Origin of the sequence: Vitiosangium sp. GDMCC 1.1324 (assembly GCF_003044305.1) — a bacterium.
Classification (GTDB): Bacteria; Myxococcota; Myxococcia; order Myxococcales; family Myxococcaceae; genus Archangium.
In genome coordinates, this window is sequence record NZ_PZOX01000015.1 from 1 (window position 1) to 18,297 (window position 18,297).

Sequence of the window (18,297 nt, forward strand, 5' to 3'; positions counted from 1 at the left end):
GCACGAGACGGGCAAGGCGGGGGCTGGCATGGCCGAGCCGCCGCGGCACCACGTCATGCCCAAAGAGTTCCGCGAGTGGTTCGAGAAGCGCGGCTTCACTGGCGAGATGGACATTGACGAGTTCTGCATCAAGCTGGAGCAGGCGCACCACGAGGCCATTCACGGCGGTGGCGATTGGAAGCTGGGGCGCACATGGCCAGGTGAATGGAACCGGATGATCATGAAGGTGCTGTACGAGGCCGAGCTCAGGACAGGCCGGATGTTGACGCGGAACGAGGTCCTGAACATCGTCGCAGAGCGTATGGAGCGGTACTACATTCCGATTGAATTCATCCCGTGGAGAGGGCCATGAGCGACGGACATCCTTTTCGGGGCAACTGGGTGGCTCGCATGTATGAGCGGGTCCGCAAGCATGGCTACCATTCGCTCACCGCCTTCGCCGAGGCGCGCCCCACTGCTTCGTTGGTGGCACTGGCCAAGGAGCTTGGTAGAGACGACATTGCCGGAGTGCAGGTGTTCCAAGGGCTGGTTGAGGAAGCGGAACGGAGCCATAAGGTCACACGTTTAGTGCGCGGGCAGTTCGTACGCGAACTGTACGAATCCCTCCCCGACGGCTGGCCGGTCGTGCTGGATGACGCCAACCGTTTCAAGGTCGCCAAGGCGCTCGGTTCGTGGATTGCCTTCACCCCAGAAACCCATGAGGAGCGCGCGAGGAAGGCCAGCGATGCACTCCTCGCCACTCCACCTCCCCCTGGTTGGCGACCCCTCGGCCCCGACGACGAGCTGCTGCTCACGCTCCTTCCTGATGAGGAAGCTTGAACTTTATCTCGCGGAGAGGGCAATGGCCGACGAAACAGGGGCTCTGGCGAGCCCAGCGGATCTGGCGGGACTCGTGCGAGGGTTCACCCCCGGCGCACGCCCGTGGCGTTCGTGAGCAATGACTCGCGAAGTGACTGGGCGCGGTCGCGCGAGACGGGCACCAGTATCCCCTGGTTCGTATCTCCCATGCCCGTGCCGACGAAGACCGTCGTCTCGCCGTCCTCGCGTCCCAACTCCTTGACGTAGGCGAGGTTGACGAGCCAGTTGCGATGCACCCGAGTGAGCGTGCGACCAAACGAGGCCTCGATGGCCGTGAGGGAGAGATCGATGTCGAACCTGCCGTGCCGGGAGTGCACGTACGTCAGGCGATCGGCCGCCTCGAACGCCCAGAGCTCGTCCGGGTCGAGGAACACGAGGCTCTTCTTCCGTCGCGCCACCACGCGCATTGCGCCCGGGCGTGGTGCCGGCCGGCGCTCGATGAGCCGCCGGAGGCACTGGGTGACTCGCTCCTCACTGAAGGGCTTGAGCAGGTAGTCGACGACGCCCAGGTTGAAGGCCTCGAGCGCATGCTGGCTGAAGGCAGTGGCCAGGACGAACATCGGCGCGCCGGGCGAGGCCGCCATCGAACGGATCAGGTCGAGGCCCGTTCGCGTGCCGCCGGTCCCCTCCAACTGGATATCGACGAACACGACGTCGACAGGAAGTCCGGATAGTGCCTCGCGCGCCTCGTCGATGCTCTCGACCGCGCCGACCACCTGGGCCAGCTGCGAGGTTTCGATCAGCTCGACGAGATAGTTCCGCGCTGGCCATTCGTCCTCGAGGACGAGCGCGCGCAGCAGAGGCTCCTGGCTCATACGACCCTCGCGTCCTGAAGTGGAAGCTCCACGATCGAACGCGCCCCGGATGCGGAGGATTCGAGACGCAGGCTCGCCGCGTTCGCATACCGCAGCTCCAGCCGGCGGCGCACGGAGACGAGCCCGAAGGCGCCGGGGCGCGTATCTCCCTCCGGCAGACCCGGGCCGTTGTCCTCGATGGTACAGACGAGCTTCGTCGCATCGACGACTTCGGTCCGGACGATGATCTCCCCGCCTCGGTGCCGCCTCAGCGCTCCGTGCTTCACGGCGTTCTCGACCAGCGGCTGGAGGAGCAGCCGCGGAAGCAGTGCCCGCCGCGTCTCGCCCCCTACCTCCCAGTGGAAGGACAGATGTCCCGCGTGGCGCACCTCGAGGATCTGCGCGTACCGACGCAGCCATTCGATCTGCTCGTCCAGCGTCTGCATCTCGTCCTCCTCGTTCAGGGAGTCGCGCAGCAGATCTCCGAGCGAGGCGAGCAGTCGCCGTGCCCCGCGCGGATCCTCGGTCACCAGCCCGGCGATGGCGTTGAGCGTGTTGAGCAGGAAGTGGGGCTCGAGGTGCGCGCGGAGCTGGGCGAGCTCCGCCACCGTGCGGAGCTTCTCCGCCTCGAGGGCTCGCACGCGGGCATCCTCGACGGCGAAGGGAAAGACGAAGGCGAGTGCCCACAGGGCGAAGTTCGTCACCCCCATGATGAACCCGACGCGGACCACGTCGAAGTTGCTCCACGTCGCGGGTTGCAGCCACGTGATTCCGGCGGAGAAGCTCACGGCGCGAATGGCCGAGAGCAGGGCCGCGAAGACCGCCCCCGCGACGAGGACTCCCGTGGACAGCAGCACCGGCGCTCCCAGTTGCTTGCGCGCCGCCCAGCGGACACCCACCGAGGCCCCCCAGAGAAGCAGGGGCAATCCGATGAGCAGGACGGCGAGCTTGCAGAAGAAGCGCCCCCGGTCGTGGTTCCCCAGGTACTCCGCCGTGTGGTGCAGCAGCGGGACGAGCGTGATCACGCAGATGCCCAGCGTGCGCCTGCGCGTCCACGCCGTGATGTCCGGGACGTTGTCCATCTTCAAAGTGTAGCCGTGGCGCACGCTTGATGCCCGGCCGCTCGTCCGCAGAAGTCCACGGTCCGTCGGTTTCGCGCGGCTGCTCGTCTGGCGCCCGATCGCGGGTGCCGCCGGTCGAGTGTCCTGACGACGAGGCTCCCACTCTCGTCGAGGGGGTGCATGGGCCCGGGTAGGGCGCGCCGTTCGTCGTCGCGCGGCGGGGGTTCGTCGCTTCGGGAGGACGGCTCGTCGGATCGTGGAGGACTCGGGCGGCCGGGTCGCTACCTTGGGGCGGATTCGAGATGCTGAGCGCGAAACGGGAGTGGACATCATGAAGCGATCCGGTGCGCGCTCGGCCGCGCCAACCCTCGCCCTGGGAGTCTCGCTCCTGATCGGCGGGTGCTCGTTCGTACCTGAGTACCGCCGGCCGGATCCGCCGGTTCCAGGTGCGTGGACCACCGTGGATGCGGGCAGTGCGAGGAATGTCGCTCCGGTCCATGACGGCTGGTGGCGCGACTTCGGGAGTGCGGAGCTCAACGCGCTGGTGGACCGAAGCCTGATGGGGAACTTCGACCTGCAGGCCGCCATCGCCCGCGTCGATGAGGCGCGCGGTTCGGCGCAGATCGCCGGGGCGGCCCTCTACCCGAGCCTCTCGGTGAATGGGACCGCCAAGGGGAGCAGCCCCGCTGGGAGCAGTCTCCCCCTGAGCGTCTTCGCCCAGGCGAGCTACGAGATCGACTTCTGGGGCAAGAACCGCGCGGCTGCCCATTCGGCGGAGGCCCTCGCCCAGGCGACGGCCTTCGACCGCGAGACGGTCACGCTGACACTCACGGCGTCCGTGGCCGATACCTACTTCCAGATCCTCTCGCTCCAGGATCGCGTGCACTTGGCCCAGCAGATCGCGGACTCCGCCCGGCGCACCCTCGCCCTGCTCGAGGCCCAGGCCTCCGAGGGCGTCGCGTCCGAGCTCCAGGTTCAGCAGCAGCGCAACGTGGTCGCGACCTTCGACGCCGCGGTCCCGGCGCTACGCCAACAGTTGGACCAGCGCGTCCACCTGCTCGCTGTTCTGGTCGGTGGCATTCCCGAGGACTTTCATGTGGGCGGGCAGAGCGTGGATGGCCTCTCGATTCCCGAAGTCCAGGCCGGCCTGCCCGCGACCCTCCTGACGAGGCGCCCCGACATCCAGGCCGCCGAGGCACGGTTGGTCTCGGCCAACTTCGACGTGGGCGCCGCACGCGCGGCCCTCTACCCGAACATCGCCCTGACCGCGCAGGGAGGTGTGGCCAGCGGTGCCCTCAGTCACCTCTTCCCACCGGCCGCGCTGTGGGACCTCGCCGGAAGCCTGGTCCAGCCGCTCTTTGAGGGCGGCCGGCTGCGGGGGCGGTTGAAGGTCGATCGCGCGCACGCCGTGGAGCTCACGGCCACCTATCGCCAGACGGTCGTCACGGCCTTCCAGGATGTGGAGGACGCGTTGACCGCGGTCGTGCGCCTGAAGGAACTCGAGGTGGCCGATACGGTGGCCGTCGAATCGGCCCGCCGAGCCTCGGAGCTCGCGGACACGCGGTTCCAGCTCGGCGCCACCGACTTCCTGACCGTCCTCACCACCGAGCGGACGCTCTACCAGGCCGAGGATGCCCTGCTGCAGGTGCGCCTGCAGCGGCTGCAGGCGGCAGTGGGGCTGTTTCGCGCGCTCGGGGGCGGCTTCGACAACGCCATCGCCCGGAATCAGGCGGGGAGGACGTGATGAACGAGGTGGTTGACCGCGGTGTTCAGGTCTCGCCGGGAGCCAGGAAGAAGCGTGCCGCCGTCCGGCTCGTGCTCCTGGCCATGGCCGTGGCTGTCTGCACCTTCGTGGTGGGGCATCGGGGACGAGCCGAGGCCACGGCTGCTCCGGCGCCTGCCCCGGTGCCCGTGGTGGTGGGCCCCGTTGCGAGCAGGGAATTGCCCATCTGGCTCTCCGGGGTCGGCTCGGTACATCCCTTGAACGTCGTCAACGTCAAGGTCCGCGTCGATGGCCAGCTCAAGCGCGTGGTGTTCACCGAGGGCCAGGAGGTGCATGCCGGTGACCTGTTGGCGCAGATCGACCCGCGTCCGTTCCAGGCGCAGCTGAAGCAGGCCGAGGCGAACCTGGCCAGGGACGAGGCCCAGTTGGCGAACGCCCGGGTGGACCTGGCGCGCTTCACCCGGCTCGCCAGCATGGGGGCGTCCCCAGGCCAGAACGTCGACACGCTCAAGGCGCAGGTCGCATCGCTCGAGGCGACGGTCCAGGCGGACCATGCGGTGATCGACACGGCGCGGCTGCAACTGGAGTTCACCAACGTGACCTCACCCATCAACGGGCGCGTGGGTCTGCGGCAGGTCGATCCGGGCTCCATCGTGCATGCCTCGGATCCGAACGGCCTGGTCACGGTGACCCAGATGCAGCCCATCTCCGTGCTCTTCTCCCTGCCACAGGACGATCTCGCGGACATCCTCGCGGCGTCCTCCCAGGGGAAGCTGACCGTCGCGGCCCAGACCCGGGACGGCACGCGCGGCCTGGCCCAGGGCGAGCTCGTCTTCGTCGACAGCCAGGTCGACCCGGCGAACGGGCAGGTGCGCTTGAAGGCCGCATTCGCCAATGACGACCGCTCCCTGTGGCCGGGCGAGTTCGTCACGGCGCGCCTGCTGCTGCGGACGGACCGGAACGCCACGGTCGTTCCGGCGAGGGCGGTGCAGCGGAGCCAGAGCGGCACCTTTGTCTACGCACTGAAGCCGGATCAGACGGTCGAGGTTCGTTCGGTGAAGACAGGCCCGACCGTGGATGGATTCACGGCCCTGCTCTCCGGGGTCACCCCGGGCGAGCTCGTCGTCTTCGATGGCCAGTCCAGACTGGTTCCCGGCGCGAAGGTCGATGCGAAACAAGCCCCCACCGCTACCGCCACCGCGGAGCTGGGAGTATCCCGATGACCCTGACCGAGTTCTTCATCCGCCGCAGGATCGGAACGTCGCTGCTGGCCATCGGGCTCGTGCTCGTCGGCATGGCGGCCTACTTCTCCCTTCCGCTGGCTCCGCTGCCGCAGGTCGAGTTCCCGACCATCCAGGTCCAGGCCTCGCTGCCTGGGGCGAGCGCCGACACCATGGCCAGCTCGGTGGCCACGCCGCTCGAGCGCTCGCTGTCGAACATCCCGGGCATCACCCAGATGACCTCGTCGAGCTCGCTCGGCCGCACGCAGATCGTGCTCCAGTTCGACCTCGGCCGGGGCATCGACAGCGCCGCGCAGGACGTGCAGACGGCGATCAACGCCGCGGGCGGCATGCTGCCCAAGAACCTCCCGAACCCCCCGACCTACAACAAGGTCAACCCGGCGGACTTCACCATCCTGTCGCTCGCACTGACCTCCGACACGCTGCCGCTCACCGAGCTCGACCGCTACGCCGAGGACTTCATCGCCCAGCAGATCTCCCAGATGCCAGGGGTCGGAATGATCGACTTCCACGGGGAGCAGCGCCAGTCGGTGCGCGTCCGCCTGAACCCCGACCGGTTGGCCGGGCTTGGTCTCACGCTCGAGGACATCCGCAACGTCATCGCTGTGCAAACGGTGAACGCGCCCAAGGGCAGCCTGAACGGGCCGGATCAGACGGTCGTCATCAACGCCACCGACCAGATGATGAGCGCCGATGCCTACAAATCCATGGCGGTGGCGTACAAGAACGGCGCGCCGATCCATCTCCAGGACGTGGGGACCGTCCTGGACGCGCCCCAGAGCGTCTATCAGGCGGCGTGGCTCCAGGACCAACGCGCCGTCATCATCGACATCCACAAACAGCCGGGCTTCAACGTCATCGACACGATCCAGCAGATCCGCGACCGGCTCCCGGCGTTGACCGCGTCGCTGCCGCCCTCGGCCCAGCTCCACATCGTGGGAGACCGCACGCAGACCATCCGGGCGTCGGTCGACGACGTGCAGTTCACGATGGTGCTCACCGTCGGCCTGGTCGTCCTGGTCATCTTCTCCTTCCTGCGCAACCTGTGGGCGACGGTCATCCCCAGCCTGATGATCCCACTGTCGCTCATCGCGACCTTCGGGGTGATGTACCTGCTCGGCTACAGCCTCGACAACCTGTCCTTGATGGGGCTGACCATCGCCGTGGGCTTCGTCGTGGACGACGCGATCGTCGTCATCGAGAACGTCATCCGGCATCTCGAGCAGGGCAAGCCGCGGATGCAGGCGGCGATCGATGGCGCCCGGGAGATTGGCCCCACCATCGTCTCGATGACGGTGTCGCTCGTCGCGGTGTTCATCCCCATCCTGCTCATGGGCGGCATCATCGGCCGGCTGTTCCGCGAGTTCGCCGTCACGGTGAGCGTCGCCATCATCATGTCCGGCATCCTCTCGCTGACCGTGACACCCATGATGTGCGCCTGGCTCATCCGTCACGAGTCCCATGAGACGCACGGCCGCCTCTATCGCTGGTCCGAGCGCCTCTTCGAGGGGATGGTCGATGTCTACCGGAGGAGCCTCGACCGGGTGCTGCGCCACCCCGTGCTGACGCTGGCGGTGACCCTCGCCACGCTCGGCGCGACGGTCTGGCTCTATTGGGTGAGCCCCAAGGGCTTCTTCCCGCAGGAAGACACCGGTCTGATCATGGGCACGGCTCAGGCCGAGCCCGATGTCTCCTTCGCCGCCATGTCCGAACGGATGCAGAGGCTCGGGCATCTGGTGATGACGGATCCGGACGTGGACAACATCTATTACTGGGTCGGACCGAACCCGACCCTCAGTCAGGGCCGGGTGATGATCAACCTCAAGCCCTTTGAGCAACGGCACGCGACGGCCGATGAGGTCATGGCCCGGTTGAAGAAGAAGGTGGCGGGTGTGGAGGGCATCGTGCTCCGCATGCAGGTCCGCCAGGACATCCAGGTGGGCGGCCGTAGCGCCGCGGCCCAGTACCAGTACACGCTGCAGGACGCGGATGTCGCCGAGCTGGGCAAGTGGTCCGAGGTGATGTTGAAGAAGCTCGCGTCGCTGCCCGAGCTCCGCGATGTGACTTCGGATGCGCAAGCGGATGCCACGAGCGCGACGCTGAAGATCGACCGCGACACCGCCTCACGGCTCGGAGTCACCGCGCAGGCCATCGACAATGAGCTTTACGATGCCTTCGGGCAGCGCCAGATCGCGACGATGTTCACGCAGTCGAATCAATACTACGTCATCGAGGAGGTCGATCCGGGGTTCCAGCTCTCCACCGAATCGCTGAAGCACCTCTATGTCCGGTCGGCACTCTCTGGCGAGCTCGTGCCGCTCAGCCTCCTGGCGACCGTCGAGGAAGGGGTCTCCCCCATCTCCATCAACCACCAGGGGCTGTTTCCGGCGGTGACCCTCTCGTTCAATCTGGCACCCGGCCACGCGCTTGGAGACGCGGTCACGGCCATCCATGCCGCCGAGCTGGAGGCCCGCAAGCCCGACACGGTCGTGGCCACGTTCCAGGGCACCGCGCAGGCGTTCCAGAGCTCGCTGCGGAGCCAGCCCTGGCTCATCCTGGCCGCGCTCGTCGCGGTCTACATCGTCCTCGGCGTGCTCTACGAGAGCGCCATCCACCCGCTGACCATCATCTCGACGCTGCCATCCGCGGGTGTCGGCGCCCTGCTCGCGCTGAGGCTGTTCGGCCAGGACCTGTCCATCATGGGGATGATCGGCATCATCCTGCTCATCGGCATCGTGAAGAAGAACGCCATCATGATGATCGACTTCGCCCTGTCGGCGGAGCGCGAGCAGGGGTTGTCGCCCACCGAGGCCATCCGGCAGGGCTGCCTGCTTCGGTTCCGGCCGATCATGATGACGACGATGGCGGCGCTCCTCGGAGCGATTCCGTTGGCCTTCGGGACGGGCGCGGGGGCCGAGCTCCGGGTCCCGCTGGGCATCTCCATCGTGGGAGGCCTGATCGTGTCTCAGGTGATGACCCTCTACACGACTCCCGTGGTCTACCTGTGGTTCGAGCGCGTGGCTCAGGCGGTGAGGAGCCTGCGCGGTGCACGGCGCCCGCACGACGAGCCTCGAGAGGCGCCGCACGAGGGGACCGGCCCGTCGGTTCAGTTCCCCTCGCTCCAGGGCGATAAGTAGGCCCCGCCGGGGAGAGCCTCGCGCCTGCTCGCTCTCCCTTTGGGCAAGGGCGATGCCCCACGTGCGGGTCGTTCGTGGCAATCTCCGCGCCGGGAGCGGAGGCTCCCCGCATCGATGAACCTTTCTTCACCCCTCAAGCCCGCCTGGGAGCGGAGGATCGCCGTGGCGGGTGCCGTCCTCGCCGTCGCGGTGGTGGCGCTCAAGCGCGGCCGGCAGCACCCGGATGAGATCTTCCAGTTCCTCGAGCCGGCCCATGGGCTCGCCTTCGGGTACTGGCTCAAGACCTGGGAGTGGCTGGAGGGGCTGCGCAACTGGGCCGTCCCTGGCGTGCTCGGGGGCGTTCTCTCGCTGTGTGGTCGGTTGGGGCTCGATCACCCGTGGGCCCTGGCGTCGGTGGTGTGGGCCTGCTGTGCCGCCGTGCAGGCCTGGGGCACCGTGGCGCTGTTCCGGCTCGTCGAGGAACGGGATGGGCGTGAGGCCGCGCTCCTCGCCACTGCGGTCCACGTCACCTGGGGCGGGTGGCTCCTCTATGCCGCGAGGCCGCTCGCGGATTCGTTGAGCGTGGCCCCGTTGTTGGGCTCGCTCCTGTGGGCCTGGCGCGCCCGCGCACGCGACGGTCTGCGCGAGGGCTTCTGGTGTGGCCTCCTGCTGGGCGTGGCGTTCGTGGTGCGCTACCCCTCGGCTGTCTTTGGTGTGCCCATCGCCGTGAGTCTGTTGGTGGCGCGGCGCTGGCGCTCGGTGGCGGGGGCCGCCGTGGGCGTGGGCGTCGTGCTCCTGGGGCTCGGCCTGCTCGACTGGCTCACCTGGGGCGCGCCCTGGCACTCCGTCTGGAAGTACTTCCACTTCAACCTCTTCACGGGTGGCGCGGAGAAGTTCGGCACCCGGCCCTGGTGGTGGTACCTGCCCACCCTCGCGGGCATGGTGCCGCTGCTGCTCGTCTGGCACTTCGGCCGCGGGCTCGCCCGGCGCGACCTGCTCGTGGGCTCCTTCTTCTTCTACTTCGCGGTCGTGACGGCGCTGGCGCACAAGGAGGTGCGCTTCCTGGCTCCGCTGCTCCCGCTCTTCGTGGCCCTCGCGGCCGGGCCCGCCTGGCGTACCCTCTCGCAGCGGGTCTGGTCCCGCCGGGCACTCGGTGGGCTCGTGGGCGTGTACGCGCTCTCCTCGCTGGCGGCGGCCACCGTGCAGATGCCGGGCGGGCTGGCCACGGAGCAGATCGATGCCCTGGTCTTCGCCGGGAGGGATCCCTCACTCACCGGGCTCATCGTCGCCGGTCAGGTGGATCGCAATGTCAGCGGCCAGTTCCATCTGCATCGCGACGTGCCCCTGCTCGTGCGTCCCGCGCACGAGGTGACGGACCTGTACGGTTCTCTCTCGGAGCCGCGGTTCTCCCATGTGCTCGTCAACAAGGGGGCTCTGGGAGAGCACGAGTTGGAAGCGGCTGGGTTCTGTGTCCTGCAGCGGTGGGGCACGGCGGTGCTCTGGAAGCGCTGCCCCTCCAGTACCTCCCAGGAGTTGCTCACTTCGCCTTCTGGCCCGTGAGGGGGCGGTGTGCCCGTCTGAACGGGGCACTGGAGTTCCCTCTTGAATTCGCTCGACAAGCAGGGACACGCTGATACTGATTCTCAATTTCAACTCCCTGGTGCCCATGAAGCGACTCGCTCTCTGCCTTCTCGTCTCTCTCGGCTGCGCCCACTCGGAAACCCCGGCCACTCCGTCCCCGGAGGCTTCAGCCCCCGTGCCCAAGACGCTCGCGCCCCTGGATGGGGAGGCGCACTTCAACTCGCTTCGGCAGCTCACCTTCGAGGGGGAGAACGCCGAGGCCTATTGGGCATTCTCCGGCAAGGCGCTCACCCTCCAGGCCCGTCACGAGGGCCAGAAGTGCGACCGCATCTACTGGATGGATGTCCAGACGGGCGCGACTCGTCCCATCTCCAGCGGTGCGGGCGCCACGACCTGTGCCTACTCCTTCCCGCCGGATGATCAGCAGGTGCTCTACGCCTCGACGCACGGGGCCGGCCCCGAGTGCCCTCCGAAGCCCGACATGAGCCTCGGCTACGTCTGGCCCATCTACGACAGCTACGACATCTACAAGGCGAACGCGGACGGCTCGAACGTGCGGCCCCTCACGCAGGTGAAGGGCTACGACGCCGAGGCGACGGTGTGCCCGAAGGACGGCTCCATCATCTTCACCTCCACGCGCGATGGTGACCTCGAGCTGTACCGCATGGACGCGGACGGCGGGAACGTGAAGCGGCTCACGTCCACGCCAGGCTATGACGGTGGCGCGTTCTTCAATCCCGACTGCTCGAAGATTGTCTGGCGCGCCTCTCGGCCCAAGCCGGGCAAGGAGCTCGAGGACTACCAGGCACTGCTCGCGCAGGGGCTGGTGCGGCCCACGAAGCTGGAGCTCTACGTCGCGAACGCGGATGGCTCCAACGCGACGCAGATCACCTATCTGAACGCCGCGTCCTTCGCTCCCTCGTGGCACCCGACGAAGGACCGCATCCTCTTCTCCTCCAACTACGGAGATCCGAAGGGGCGCGAGTTCGACATCTGGGCGGTGGATGCGACGGGCACCGGGCTGGAGCGCATCACCACCTCGCGTGGCTTCGATGGCTTCCCGCTGTTCTCGCCCGACGGGACGAAGCTTGCGTTCTCCTCGAACCGCGCGACGCCGGAGGGCCGGCATGACACCCACGTCCTCATCGCGGACTGGAAGGACGAGCCGCGGGGCACGAGCGTGCCGCTGCCGGCGGATCGGGTGATGACGGACGTGCGCTTCCTCGCGGCGCCCGAGCGCGAGGGCAGGGGCGTCGCCTCGGCCGGGCTCGAGTCGGCGGCGAGCTACCTCGAGAAGCGCTTCACGGAGCTGGGCCTCGTGCCCGCGGGCGACTCGGGGACCTTCCGGCAGAAGTTCCCGGTCATCACGGATGTGAAGGTGGGGAGCGGCTCGGCGGTGACGTTGGGCGGCATCCAGGCGGCGGCCGAGGCCTTCACTCCGCTGGGCTTCTCCGCCGAGGGCGACGTGAGCGGTGACGTCATCCTCGCGGGCCACGGAATCCAGGCGAAGGAGCTCGGGGTCGACGACTACGCGGGAGTCTCCGTGAAGGGGAAGATCGTCGTCGTCAGGCGCTTCGTTCCCGAGGCGCCAGCGTTCTCCTCGAACGAGGCGCAGCGCCGCTACGGAGACCTCCGCTACAAGGCCTGGACGGCGAAGGAGGCCGGGGCGAAGGCGCTCGTCGTCGTGGACTGGGCGAAGGGCTCGGCCGATGCCCGTCTGCCCGCGCTGCGGCCCGAGGGCGCGCAGGACGCGGGAATCCCCGTCGTCGTCATCCAGCGCGCCAGCTTCGAGCCCGTGCTCACGCTGCTCGAGCAGAAGCGCAAGGTGAAGGGCCGCGTGGTGGTGAAGCTCGACAAGGTGGTGAAGGACACCTGGAACATCGTGGGCAGGCTCGCGGCCTCGTCGCCGGAGGGGAACTCCCTGCCGCAGGGCGTGGTCGTCGTCGGGGCGCACTATGACCACCTGGGCCTGGGCGGACGGGGCTCGCTGGCTCCCGAGAGCCATGAGCCTCACCTGGGCGCGGATGACAACGCCTCCGGCGTGGCGGGCCTGCTGGAGGCCGCGCGGGTGCTCTCCGAGCAGCGCACGCGCCTGCGGCGGGACGTCTATTTCACTGCGTTCTCGGGAGAGGAGCTAGGGGTGCTCGGCTCGACCGCGTGGACGCGCTCGCCCCCGGCGGGAGTCAAGATGAAGGACGTCGTCGCCATGCTGAACCTCGACATGGTGGGGCGGCTGCGGGAGAACCGCCTCTCGGTTTTGGGTGTCGAGTCCGGCCAGGGGTGGCGTGAGGTGCTCGCGCCGGCATGCGAGCTGGCCCGCGTGCAGTGCGATGGCTCCGGGGATGGATACGGGCCGTCGGACCACACTCCGTTCTACGCGGCCGGCGTCCCGGTCCTGCACTTCTTCACCGGCGCGCACGGCGACTACCACAAGCCCTCCGACAGCGCGGAGCACATCAATGCCGCGGGCCTCGCGCAGGTGGCGCTCATCGTCTCGGAGATCGCGGCCACGGTGAGCCACGACGATGCGCGAGTCACCTACCGCAACGTGCCCGCGCCGGCGCCCATGGGGGACATGCGCTCGTTCAATGCGTCACTCGGCACGGTGCCGGACTACGCCCCGCCTCCGGGGACTCGCGGCGTGTTGCTCGCGGGAGTCCGGCCGGGTGGGGCCGCCGAGCTGGGCGGCCTGAAGCGGGGAGATGTGCTCATCCGGCTCGGGAGCCATGAGGTCGGCAGCGTGGAGGACCTCATGTACGCGCTCAATGCCTCCAAGCCGGGTGAGACGGTGACCGCGGTGGTCCTGCGCGACGGCAAGGAAGTGAAGCTCCCGGTCACCTTCCAGGAGAGCAAGCGGCACTGAGCCGCGTGCCCCCCGCGCTCACTGCACGAAGGTGAGCGCGCCCGCGGGCAGGGAGGTGCCCGTGGGCCACAGGACGTAGGCCGAGCGGCGGGAGTGGTCCCACGCCCGCTGCAACTCCTGGCGCTTGTACGTCACGTTCACCGACTCGTCGTTCGGGAAGGCGGGGTCGTTGCAGATGACGTCCCCCTCCGGCGTGAAGCCCTTCACCACGATGAGGTGTCCGTCCGTGCGCGGCATGGGCGAGCCCGTCAGCTCTCCCTTCTCGAAGGCGATGCTGATGCTCACCGGGATGCCCTCGGCGATGAGCCGCTCCACCTGCGCGAACGAGTCGAAGCGCGCCACCAGTCCGTACAGGGCACCGTCTCCGAGCGCGGAGGCATAGGCGGTGTTGAAGGGCCAGTTGCCGGTGCCTTTGTACACCTGGTCATAGACGTGCTCGGCCGCCACGGGCACGGGCACCACCAGCTCGTTGCGGCCGAGCTTCCTGCCCCAGTACGCGAGCAGCATGGAGGTCGAGGTCGGCGAGCACCAGACGCCTCCATCCGGCGGGTAGAGGAGCTGCGAGCGGCCGGGCACCTCCAGCACCGTCCCCCAGGCGCGCTTGTCCGAGGCCTCCTCCGGAGCCGAGCGGCCCGTGTCGGTCATCGCCGCCGAGAGCGCTCGGACGCGCGGGCTCACCCCGGACTTGGAGGAGAAGAGCCACACCGTCATCCGCAGGGCATCCGCCTTCTTCTTGAGGGCCAGCGTGTCGGTGAGCACCTTGCCGCGCTCGTCCTCCTGGCGCTCGCCGCTGTGGCGCGCCACGGTGTCCTTGTCGAGCGCCCAGACGCCGAAGTCGTAGTCCTTCGTCCACTGGCCCTCCACGCGCGCGGCGAGCGTCAGCCGCACCCACGTGCCCGGCGGGGTGAGCACGTCGAACGAGGGCACCACGTTGTCGAAGCCACCGGAGATGGTGTGCTCCTCGGAGATGGCGCTGCCGAGGACGTAGCTGCCCGGGGTCAGCGGCGTCTGCGTGCCGGGCGGCGTGTGGCTGGGGAACGGGTCGGGCGCGGAGCGGGCCGTCGCCGCGTCGAGCTCCAGCGCTCCCTCCGAGGTGAGCGCGGTGCCCTCCCGGATGAAGCGCTCGAAGTCGCGTGTCTGGGCGCTCTTCCTCCAGATTCTCGCCACCGGTCCTGTCTCCGTGGGGGTTGGCTGGGACTGCCATGAGGCACAGGCCGTCAGCGTCGATGCCAGCAGAATCAGATACAGCGGGGCTCGTGCATGCGTGGGGGTCTTCATGAGGCTCGCTCGGGTGCTGCCGGGTTGAGGGGACGGGGGCTCACTTCGCCAGCCCGGAGAGGAGGTGGAAGACGAACTCGGCGCCGGGCTGGAGCGAGGCCACGGGGATCCGCTCGTTGGGCGCATGGGCCGTGCGGGCGTCGTCCGGCGTGAGGGCGAAGAGGTCGATGCCGTAGGCGTGGATGCCCGCGCGGCGCAGCGCGCTGGACTCGGTGGTGCCGGTGGACATGCGCGGGAAGACGGGCGCGCCCGGCCACACCTTCGCGGCGGCGGCGGTGGCGGCCCGGAACATCGCGTTGTCTCCCACCGGTGAGGCGGGTGAGTCCGGGGGCGTCATGTTCAGCTCCACCTGGATGTCCGGGTCATTCACCGCAGCGACGAGCCGGGCGCGGAACGCCTGGATGTCCTCGTCCGGGAGCAGCCGGCAGTTGACGGTGGCCTCGGCGGTGGCGGGGATGACGTTGGGCCGGGTGCCGGCGTTGAAGACGGTGGGCACGCAGGTGGTGTGCAGCACGGCGGCCAGGGCCGGCTCGAGCCGGGCGATGGCATCCACCGCCTCCTGGGGCGGGTTGTCTGGCGAGGCCGCGAGCCGCTTCAGGGCCTCGCCCAGCTCGCCGTCCGTCACCTTCACCCGGCCCTCCACGTTCAGCCGGGTGACGGGCATGAGCCGCGTGGGGAAGGTGAGCGCTCCGACGCGGGCCACCGCCGCCGCCAGACGCACCATCGGGTTGGGCGCGGCCGGTGGCACCGAGGAGTGTCCACCGGGTCCGGTGGCCTTCAGCACCACGTTGCGCGATACCCGCTCGGCGGCCTGGAGGTTGACGAAGCGCACGCGGCTCCGGTCGGCGGTCAGCTCGGTGAGGCCTCCCTCGTTGATGGCGAGCTCCGCCTCGCGCAGCTCGGGGTGGTGCTCCAGCAGCCACTCGATGCCATGGCCGGAGCCCACCTCCTCATCCGCGCTGAGCACCAGCACCACGTCGCGCGAGAGCTTCACTCCCTCGCGCTTCAGCCGCCGCAGCGCGAGCACGCTGGCCGCGGCCATGCCCTTGTTGTCCTGGACGCCGCGCCCGTAGAGCAGGCCGTCGCGCTCGGTGAGTGTCCACGGATCCGAGGCCCACTCCTCCTTCCGGGCGGGGACCGTGTCCAGGTGCGCGAGCACCAGCACGGGGCGGGCGCGGCCGTTGCCCTTCAGCCGGGCGATGAGGTGGGCGCGTCCGGGGGCGGGCTCGGCGAGCTGGGACTCGATTCCGGCCTCGCGCAGCCACCGCGCGGCCACCTGGGCGGCGGCGGCCTCGTTGCCCGGCGGGTTGGAGGTGTCCACGGCGATGAGCTCGGCGAGCAGTGCGCGCATCTCCGTGGCTGATGCGGGGGCGCTGCCTCGGGACTGTCCGGCGGCATGGCCGCAACCCGGCACGGCCAGGAGGGCGAGTACGAAAAGCAGGGGGCGCATGCCGGCAGTGTATGGAAGTCCGGAGCGCCGTCCACGCTGGACCTGTGGTAATGGCTTCCCTCCTGAGAGGCTCATCGCATGTCACTCCCGATGGATGTCCGCGTCATCGAGCTCCCCCTCCGTCACGCCTGGACGATTGCGCGCGGGACGAGCACGTCGAAGCGCAATGTGATTGTCGAGCTGTGTCATGGCGGCGTGGTTGGCCGGGGGGAAGCGGCTCCGAACGTGCGCTACGGCGAGTCCGCCGAGACGGTGACCGAGGCACTCCAGAAGCTCGCCCCGGTGCTCGAGGGAGACCCGTGGCACTTCCGCGTCCTGTCCGAGCGCGTCGAGGAGGCCCTGCCGGGCAACCACGCGGCGAAGGCGGCGTTGGACATCGCGTTGTACGACCTGGCTGGCAAGCGGCTCGGCGTGCCGCTCTACCGGATGCTGGGCCTGGACCCGGCGAGGATGCCCCTCACGTCGTTCTCCATCGGCATCGATGACCCGGAGACGCTGGCCCGCAAGGTGCGCGAGGCGGAGCCGTACCCCGTCCTCAAGGTGAAGCTGGGCGCACAGTCGGTGCGTGAGACATTCGGTGCGGTGCGGGCCGCCACGCCCAAGACGGTGCGGGTGGACGCCAACGAGGCCTGGAAGCCCGAGGAGGCGCTGAAGCACATCGAGTGGCTGGCGTCGCAGGGCGTGGAGCTGGTGGAGCAGCCGTTGCCGGCGGCGGACGTCGAGGGAGCGAAGTGGCTGCGCCAGCGCTCGCCGCTGCCGCTGGTGGCGGATGAGGCGTTGATGATGGCCTCGGACGTGCCGAGGCTCGCCGAGGGCTACCACGGCATCAACGTCAAGCTGCAGAAGTGCGGAGGCATCCGCGAGGCGCTGCGCATCATCGAGACGGCGCGCTCCTGCGGGCTGAAGGTGATGCTGGGCTGCATGGTGGAGACGTCGGTGGGCATCGCCGCGGCGGCGCACCTGGGGCCGCTGGCGGACTGGCTGGACCTGGACGGCAACCTGCTCATCTCGGCGGACCCGTTCCGGGGCCACCCGGTGGTGGATGGACGCATCCGCCTGGGTGATGGGCCCGGGCTCGGTGTGGAGCCTCAGTCCGCCCCATGACGCAGCCGCTCATCCAGAATCCCATGGCGGTGCTCATGGTGCTGTTGGCCGTGCTGTCACTGCTGTTTCTCGCCGAGCGGCACCCGGTGGGCGAGCGCGTCTTCAAGACGCTGCCCATGCTGGTGCTCGTCTACTTCATCCCCACGCTGCTCTCGAACACGGGCATCATCCCCACGAAGTCCGAGCTCTACAGCTTCGTGTCCACGTACCTGCTCCCGGCCAGCCTGGTGCTCCAGGTGCTGTCCATGGATCTGCCGGCCATCTCCCGGTTGGGGCGCGGCGCCGTGGTGCTCTTCCTGGCGGGGACGGCGGGCATCATGTTCGGAGGGCCGCTCGCGTACCTGCTGCTGGGGCACTGGATGCCGGCGGAGCTCGGAGACCAGGCCTGGAAGGGATTGGCGGCGCTCAGCGGCTCGTGGATTGGAGGCAGCGCCAACTTCGTGGCCATCGGGCAGAGCATCGGGGCGAGAGACGACGTCCTGAGCATGATGGTGGTCGTGGACGTGGGCGTGTCGAACATGTGGACGGCGGTGCTGCTCTACTTCGCGGGCCGCGAGCTGGTGATGGACACGCAGATGGGCGCGGACCGGCGGGCCATCGACGTGGTGCGCGAGCAGGTGGAGCGCTTCCACGCCTCGGTGCTGCGGCCCGCGACCCTGACGGACCTGGTGTGGATTCTGACCATCGGTCTGGGCACCACGGTGGTGTGCACGGAAGTCGCGAAGCTCCTACCGGACATCGGCTCCATCGTCTCGGGCTTCACCTGGGTGATCATCCTGGTGACGACGGTGGGCGCGGCGCTGTCCTTCACCCCGCTGCGCAAGCTGGAGGGGGCCGGGGCGAGCCGCGTGGGCGCGCTGTTCCTCTACGTGCTGGTGATGACCATCGGCGCCAAGGCGGACTTCCGGCGGCTGTTGGACGCGCCCGCGATGGTGGCGGTGGGCGTGGTGTGGATGGCGGTGCATGCGGGCTTCATCCTGGGGGCTCGGCGGCTGATGCGGGCGCCCATCTTCTTCGCGGCCGTGGGCTCGCAGGCCAACGTGGGGGGCGCGGCTTCCGCGTCGGTGGTGGCGGCGGCCTTCCATCCGTCGCTCGCTCCCGTGGGCGTCATGCTGGCGGTGGCGGGCTACGTGCTGGGCACCTACGGCGGGCTGGTGTGCGCGGTGATGCTGGAGCAGGTGTACCGGCTCCTCCACTGAGTGGGACGGGTGGGCCGGAAGCTCCCTCC

13 protein-coding genes are annotated in these 18,297 nt (G+C 68.9%); 9 read left to right on the forward strand and 4 right to left on the reverse strand.

Translation table 11 applies throughout. The features are described 5' to 3' along the window. Together DAT35_RS35315 and DAT35_RS35320 are read left to right on the forward strand one after the other, a co-directional pair. Positions 1-352, forward strand: a 352-nt coding sequence (locus DAT35_RS35315; protein ID WP_146210026.1) for a DUF2380 domain-containing protein, incomplete at its 5' end; no start/stop codon positions are given. After that, positions 349-819 (forward strand): NUDIX hydrolase, encoded by a 471-nt coding sequence (locus DAT35_RS35320; RefSeq protein ID WP_108073585.1) that lies wholly within the window; start codon positions 349-351, stop codon positions 817-819. The genes DAT35_RS35315 and DAT35_RS35320, both read left to right, overlap by 4 nt. Before the next feature lie 83 nt (positions 820-902). Here the strand turns inward: DAT35_RS35320 and DAT35_RS35325 are convergent, their stop codons facing one another. Together DAT35_RS35325 and DAT35_RS35330 are read right to left on the reverse strand one after the other, a co-directional pair. Further along, positions 903-1,673, reverse strand: a complete 771-nt coding sequence (locus DAT35_RS35325) for a LytTR family DNA-binding domain-containing protein (RefSeq protein WP_158502043.1) — start codon at positions 1,671-1,673, stop codon at positions 903-905. Continuing rightward, positions 1,670-2,758 carry a sensor histidine kinase gene (locus DAT35_RS35330; protein WP_158502044.1) on the reverse strand — a complete coding sequence of 363 codons (1,089 nt, stop codon included), beginning with the start codon at positions 2,756-2,758 and terminating at the stop codon, positions 1,670-1,672. The genes DAT35_RS35325 and DAT35_RS35330 overlap by 4 nt, the downstream gene beginning before the upstream one ends. A gap of 286 nt (positions 2,759-3,044) precedes the next feature. Between DAT35_RS35330 and DAT35_RS35335 the strand changes: the two genes are divergently transcribed. From DAT35_RS35335 to DAT35_RS35355, 5 genes are all read left to right on the forward strand, one after another. Beyond that, positions 3,045-4,457: an efflux transporter outer membrane subunit gene (locus DAT35_RS35335; RefSeq protein WP_108073589.1), complete on the forward strand. Its 1,413-nt coding sequence runs from the start codon at positions 3,045-3,047 to the stop codon at positions 4,455-4,457. Further along, positions 4,457-5,659: an efflux RND transporter periplasmic adaptor subunit gene (locus DAT35_RS35340; RefSeq protein WP_108073591.1), complete on the forward strand. Its 1,203-nt coding sequence runs from the start codon at positions 4,457-4,459 to the stop codon at positions 5,657-5,659. The genes DAT35_RS35335 and DAT35_RS35340 overlap by 1 nt, the downstream gene beginning before the upstream one ends. Next, positions 5,656-8,814, forward strand: a complete 3,159-nt coding sequence (locus DAT35_RS35345) for an efflux RND transporter permease subunit (RefSeq protein ID WP_108073593.1) — start codon at positions 5,656-5,658, stop codon at positions 8,812-8,814. Before DAT35_RS35340 ends, DAT35_RS35345 begins: the two co-directional genes overlap by 4 nt. A 114-nt stretch (positions 8,815-8,928) precedes the next feature. Next, complete coding sequence (locus DAT35_RS35350) at positions 8,929-10,353, forward strand: glycosyltransferase family 39 protein (protein WP_108073595.1); 1,425 nt, start codon at positions 8,929-8,931, stop codon at positions 10,351-10,353. Positions 10,354-10,549: 196 nt separating this feature from the next. After that, positions 10,550-13,237 carry a M28 family peptidase gene (locus DAT35_RS35355; protein ID WP_233261915.1) on the forward strand — a complete coding sequence of 896 codons (2,688 nt, stop codon included), beginning with the start codon at positions 10,550-10,552 and terminating at the stop codon, positions 13,235-13,237. 18 nt (positions 13,238-13,255) lie between these two features. Here DAT35_RS35355 and DAT35_RS35360 read toward each other — a convergent pair whose 3' ends face one another. Together DAT35_RS35360 and DAT35_RS35365 are read right to left on the reverse strand one after the other, a co-directional pair. After that, entirely contained in the window at positions 13,256-14,515 is a 1,260-nt protein-coding gene (locus tag DAT35_RS35360; RefSeq protein ID WP_233261916.1) for a peptidase C39 family protein, read from the reverse strand. Between the two features lie 40 nt (positions 14,516-14,555). Continuing rightward, positions 14,556-15,965, reverse strand: a complete 1,410-nt coding sequence (locus DAT35_RS35365) for a M20/M25/M40 family metallo-hydrolase (RefSeq protein WP_108073601.1) — start codon at positions 15,963-15,965, stop codon at positions 14,556-14,558. A 78-nt stretch (positions 15,966-16,043) separates the two neighbouring features. Here DAT35_RS35365 and DAT35_RS35370 point away from each other — a divergent pair, with 78 nt between their 5' ends. Next, positions 16,044-17,069: a dipeptide epimerase gene (locus DAT35_RS35370; RefSeq protein WP_108073603.1), complete on the forward strand. Its 1,026-nt coding sequence runs from the start codon at positions 16,044-16,046 to the stop codon at positions 17,067-17,069. Then, a complete protein-coding gene (locus DAT35_RS35375; RefSeq protein ID WP_108073605.1) occupies positions 17,066-18,268 on the forward strand; it encodes a DUF819 domain-containing protein in 1,203 nt (400 codons plus the stop codon). Before DAT35_RS35370 ends, DAT35_RS35375 begins: the two co-directional genes overlap by 4 nt. Positions 18,269-18,297 lie beyond the last annotated feature (29 nt).

Excerpts from the sequence above, each read along its gene's own strand:
- DAT35_RS35320 (WP_108073585.1), top strand. The coding sequence starts at position 349 with ATGAGCGACGGACATCCTTTTCGGGGCAACTGGGTGGCTCGCATGTAT.
- DAT35_RS35345 (WP_108073593.1), top strand. The coding sequence starts at position 5,656 with ATGACCCTGACCGAGTTCTTCATCCGCCGCAGGATCGGAACGTCGCTG.
- DAT35_RS35335 (WP_108073589.1), top strand. The coding sequence starts at position 3,045 with ATGAAGCGATCCGGTGCGCGCTCGGCCGCGCCAACCCTCGCCCTGGGA.
- DAT35_RS35360 (WP_233261916.1), bottom strand. The coding sequence starts at position 14,515 with ATGAAGACCCCCACGCATGCACGAGCCCCGCTGTATCTGATTCTGCTG.
- DAT35_RS35365 (WP_108073601.1), bottom strand. The coding sequence starts at position 15,965 with ATGCGCCCCCTGCTTTTCGTACTCGCCCTCCTGGCCGTGCCGGGTTGC.
- DAT35_RS35370 (WP_108073603.1), top strand. The coding sequence starts at position 16,044 with ATGTCACTCCCGATGGATGTCCGCGTCATCGAGCTCCCCCTCCGTCAC.
- DAT35_RS35350 (WP_108073595.1), top strand. The coding sequence starts at position 8,929 with ATGAACCTTTCTTCACCCCTCAAGCCCGCCTGGGAGCGGAGGATCGCC.
- DAT35_RS35340 (WP_108073591.1), top strand. The coding sequence starts at position 4,457 with ATGAACGAGGTGGTTGACCGCGGTGTTCAGGTCTCGCCGGGAGCCAGG.
- DAT35_RS35325 (WP_158502043.1), bottom strand. The coding sequence starts at position 1,673 with ATGAGCCAGGAGCCTCTGCTGCGCGCGCTCGTCCTCGAGGACGAATGG.
- DAT35_RS35375 (WP_108073605.1), top strand. The coding sequence starts at position 17,066 with ATGACGCAGCCGCTCATCCAGAATCCCATGGCGGTGCTCATGGTGCTG.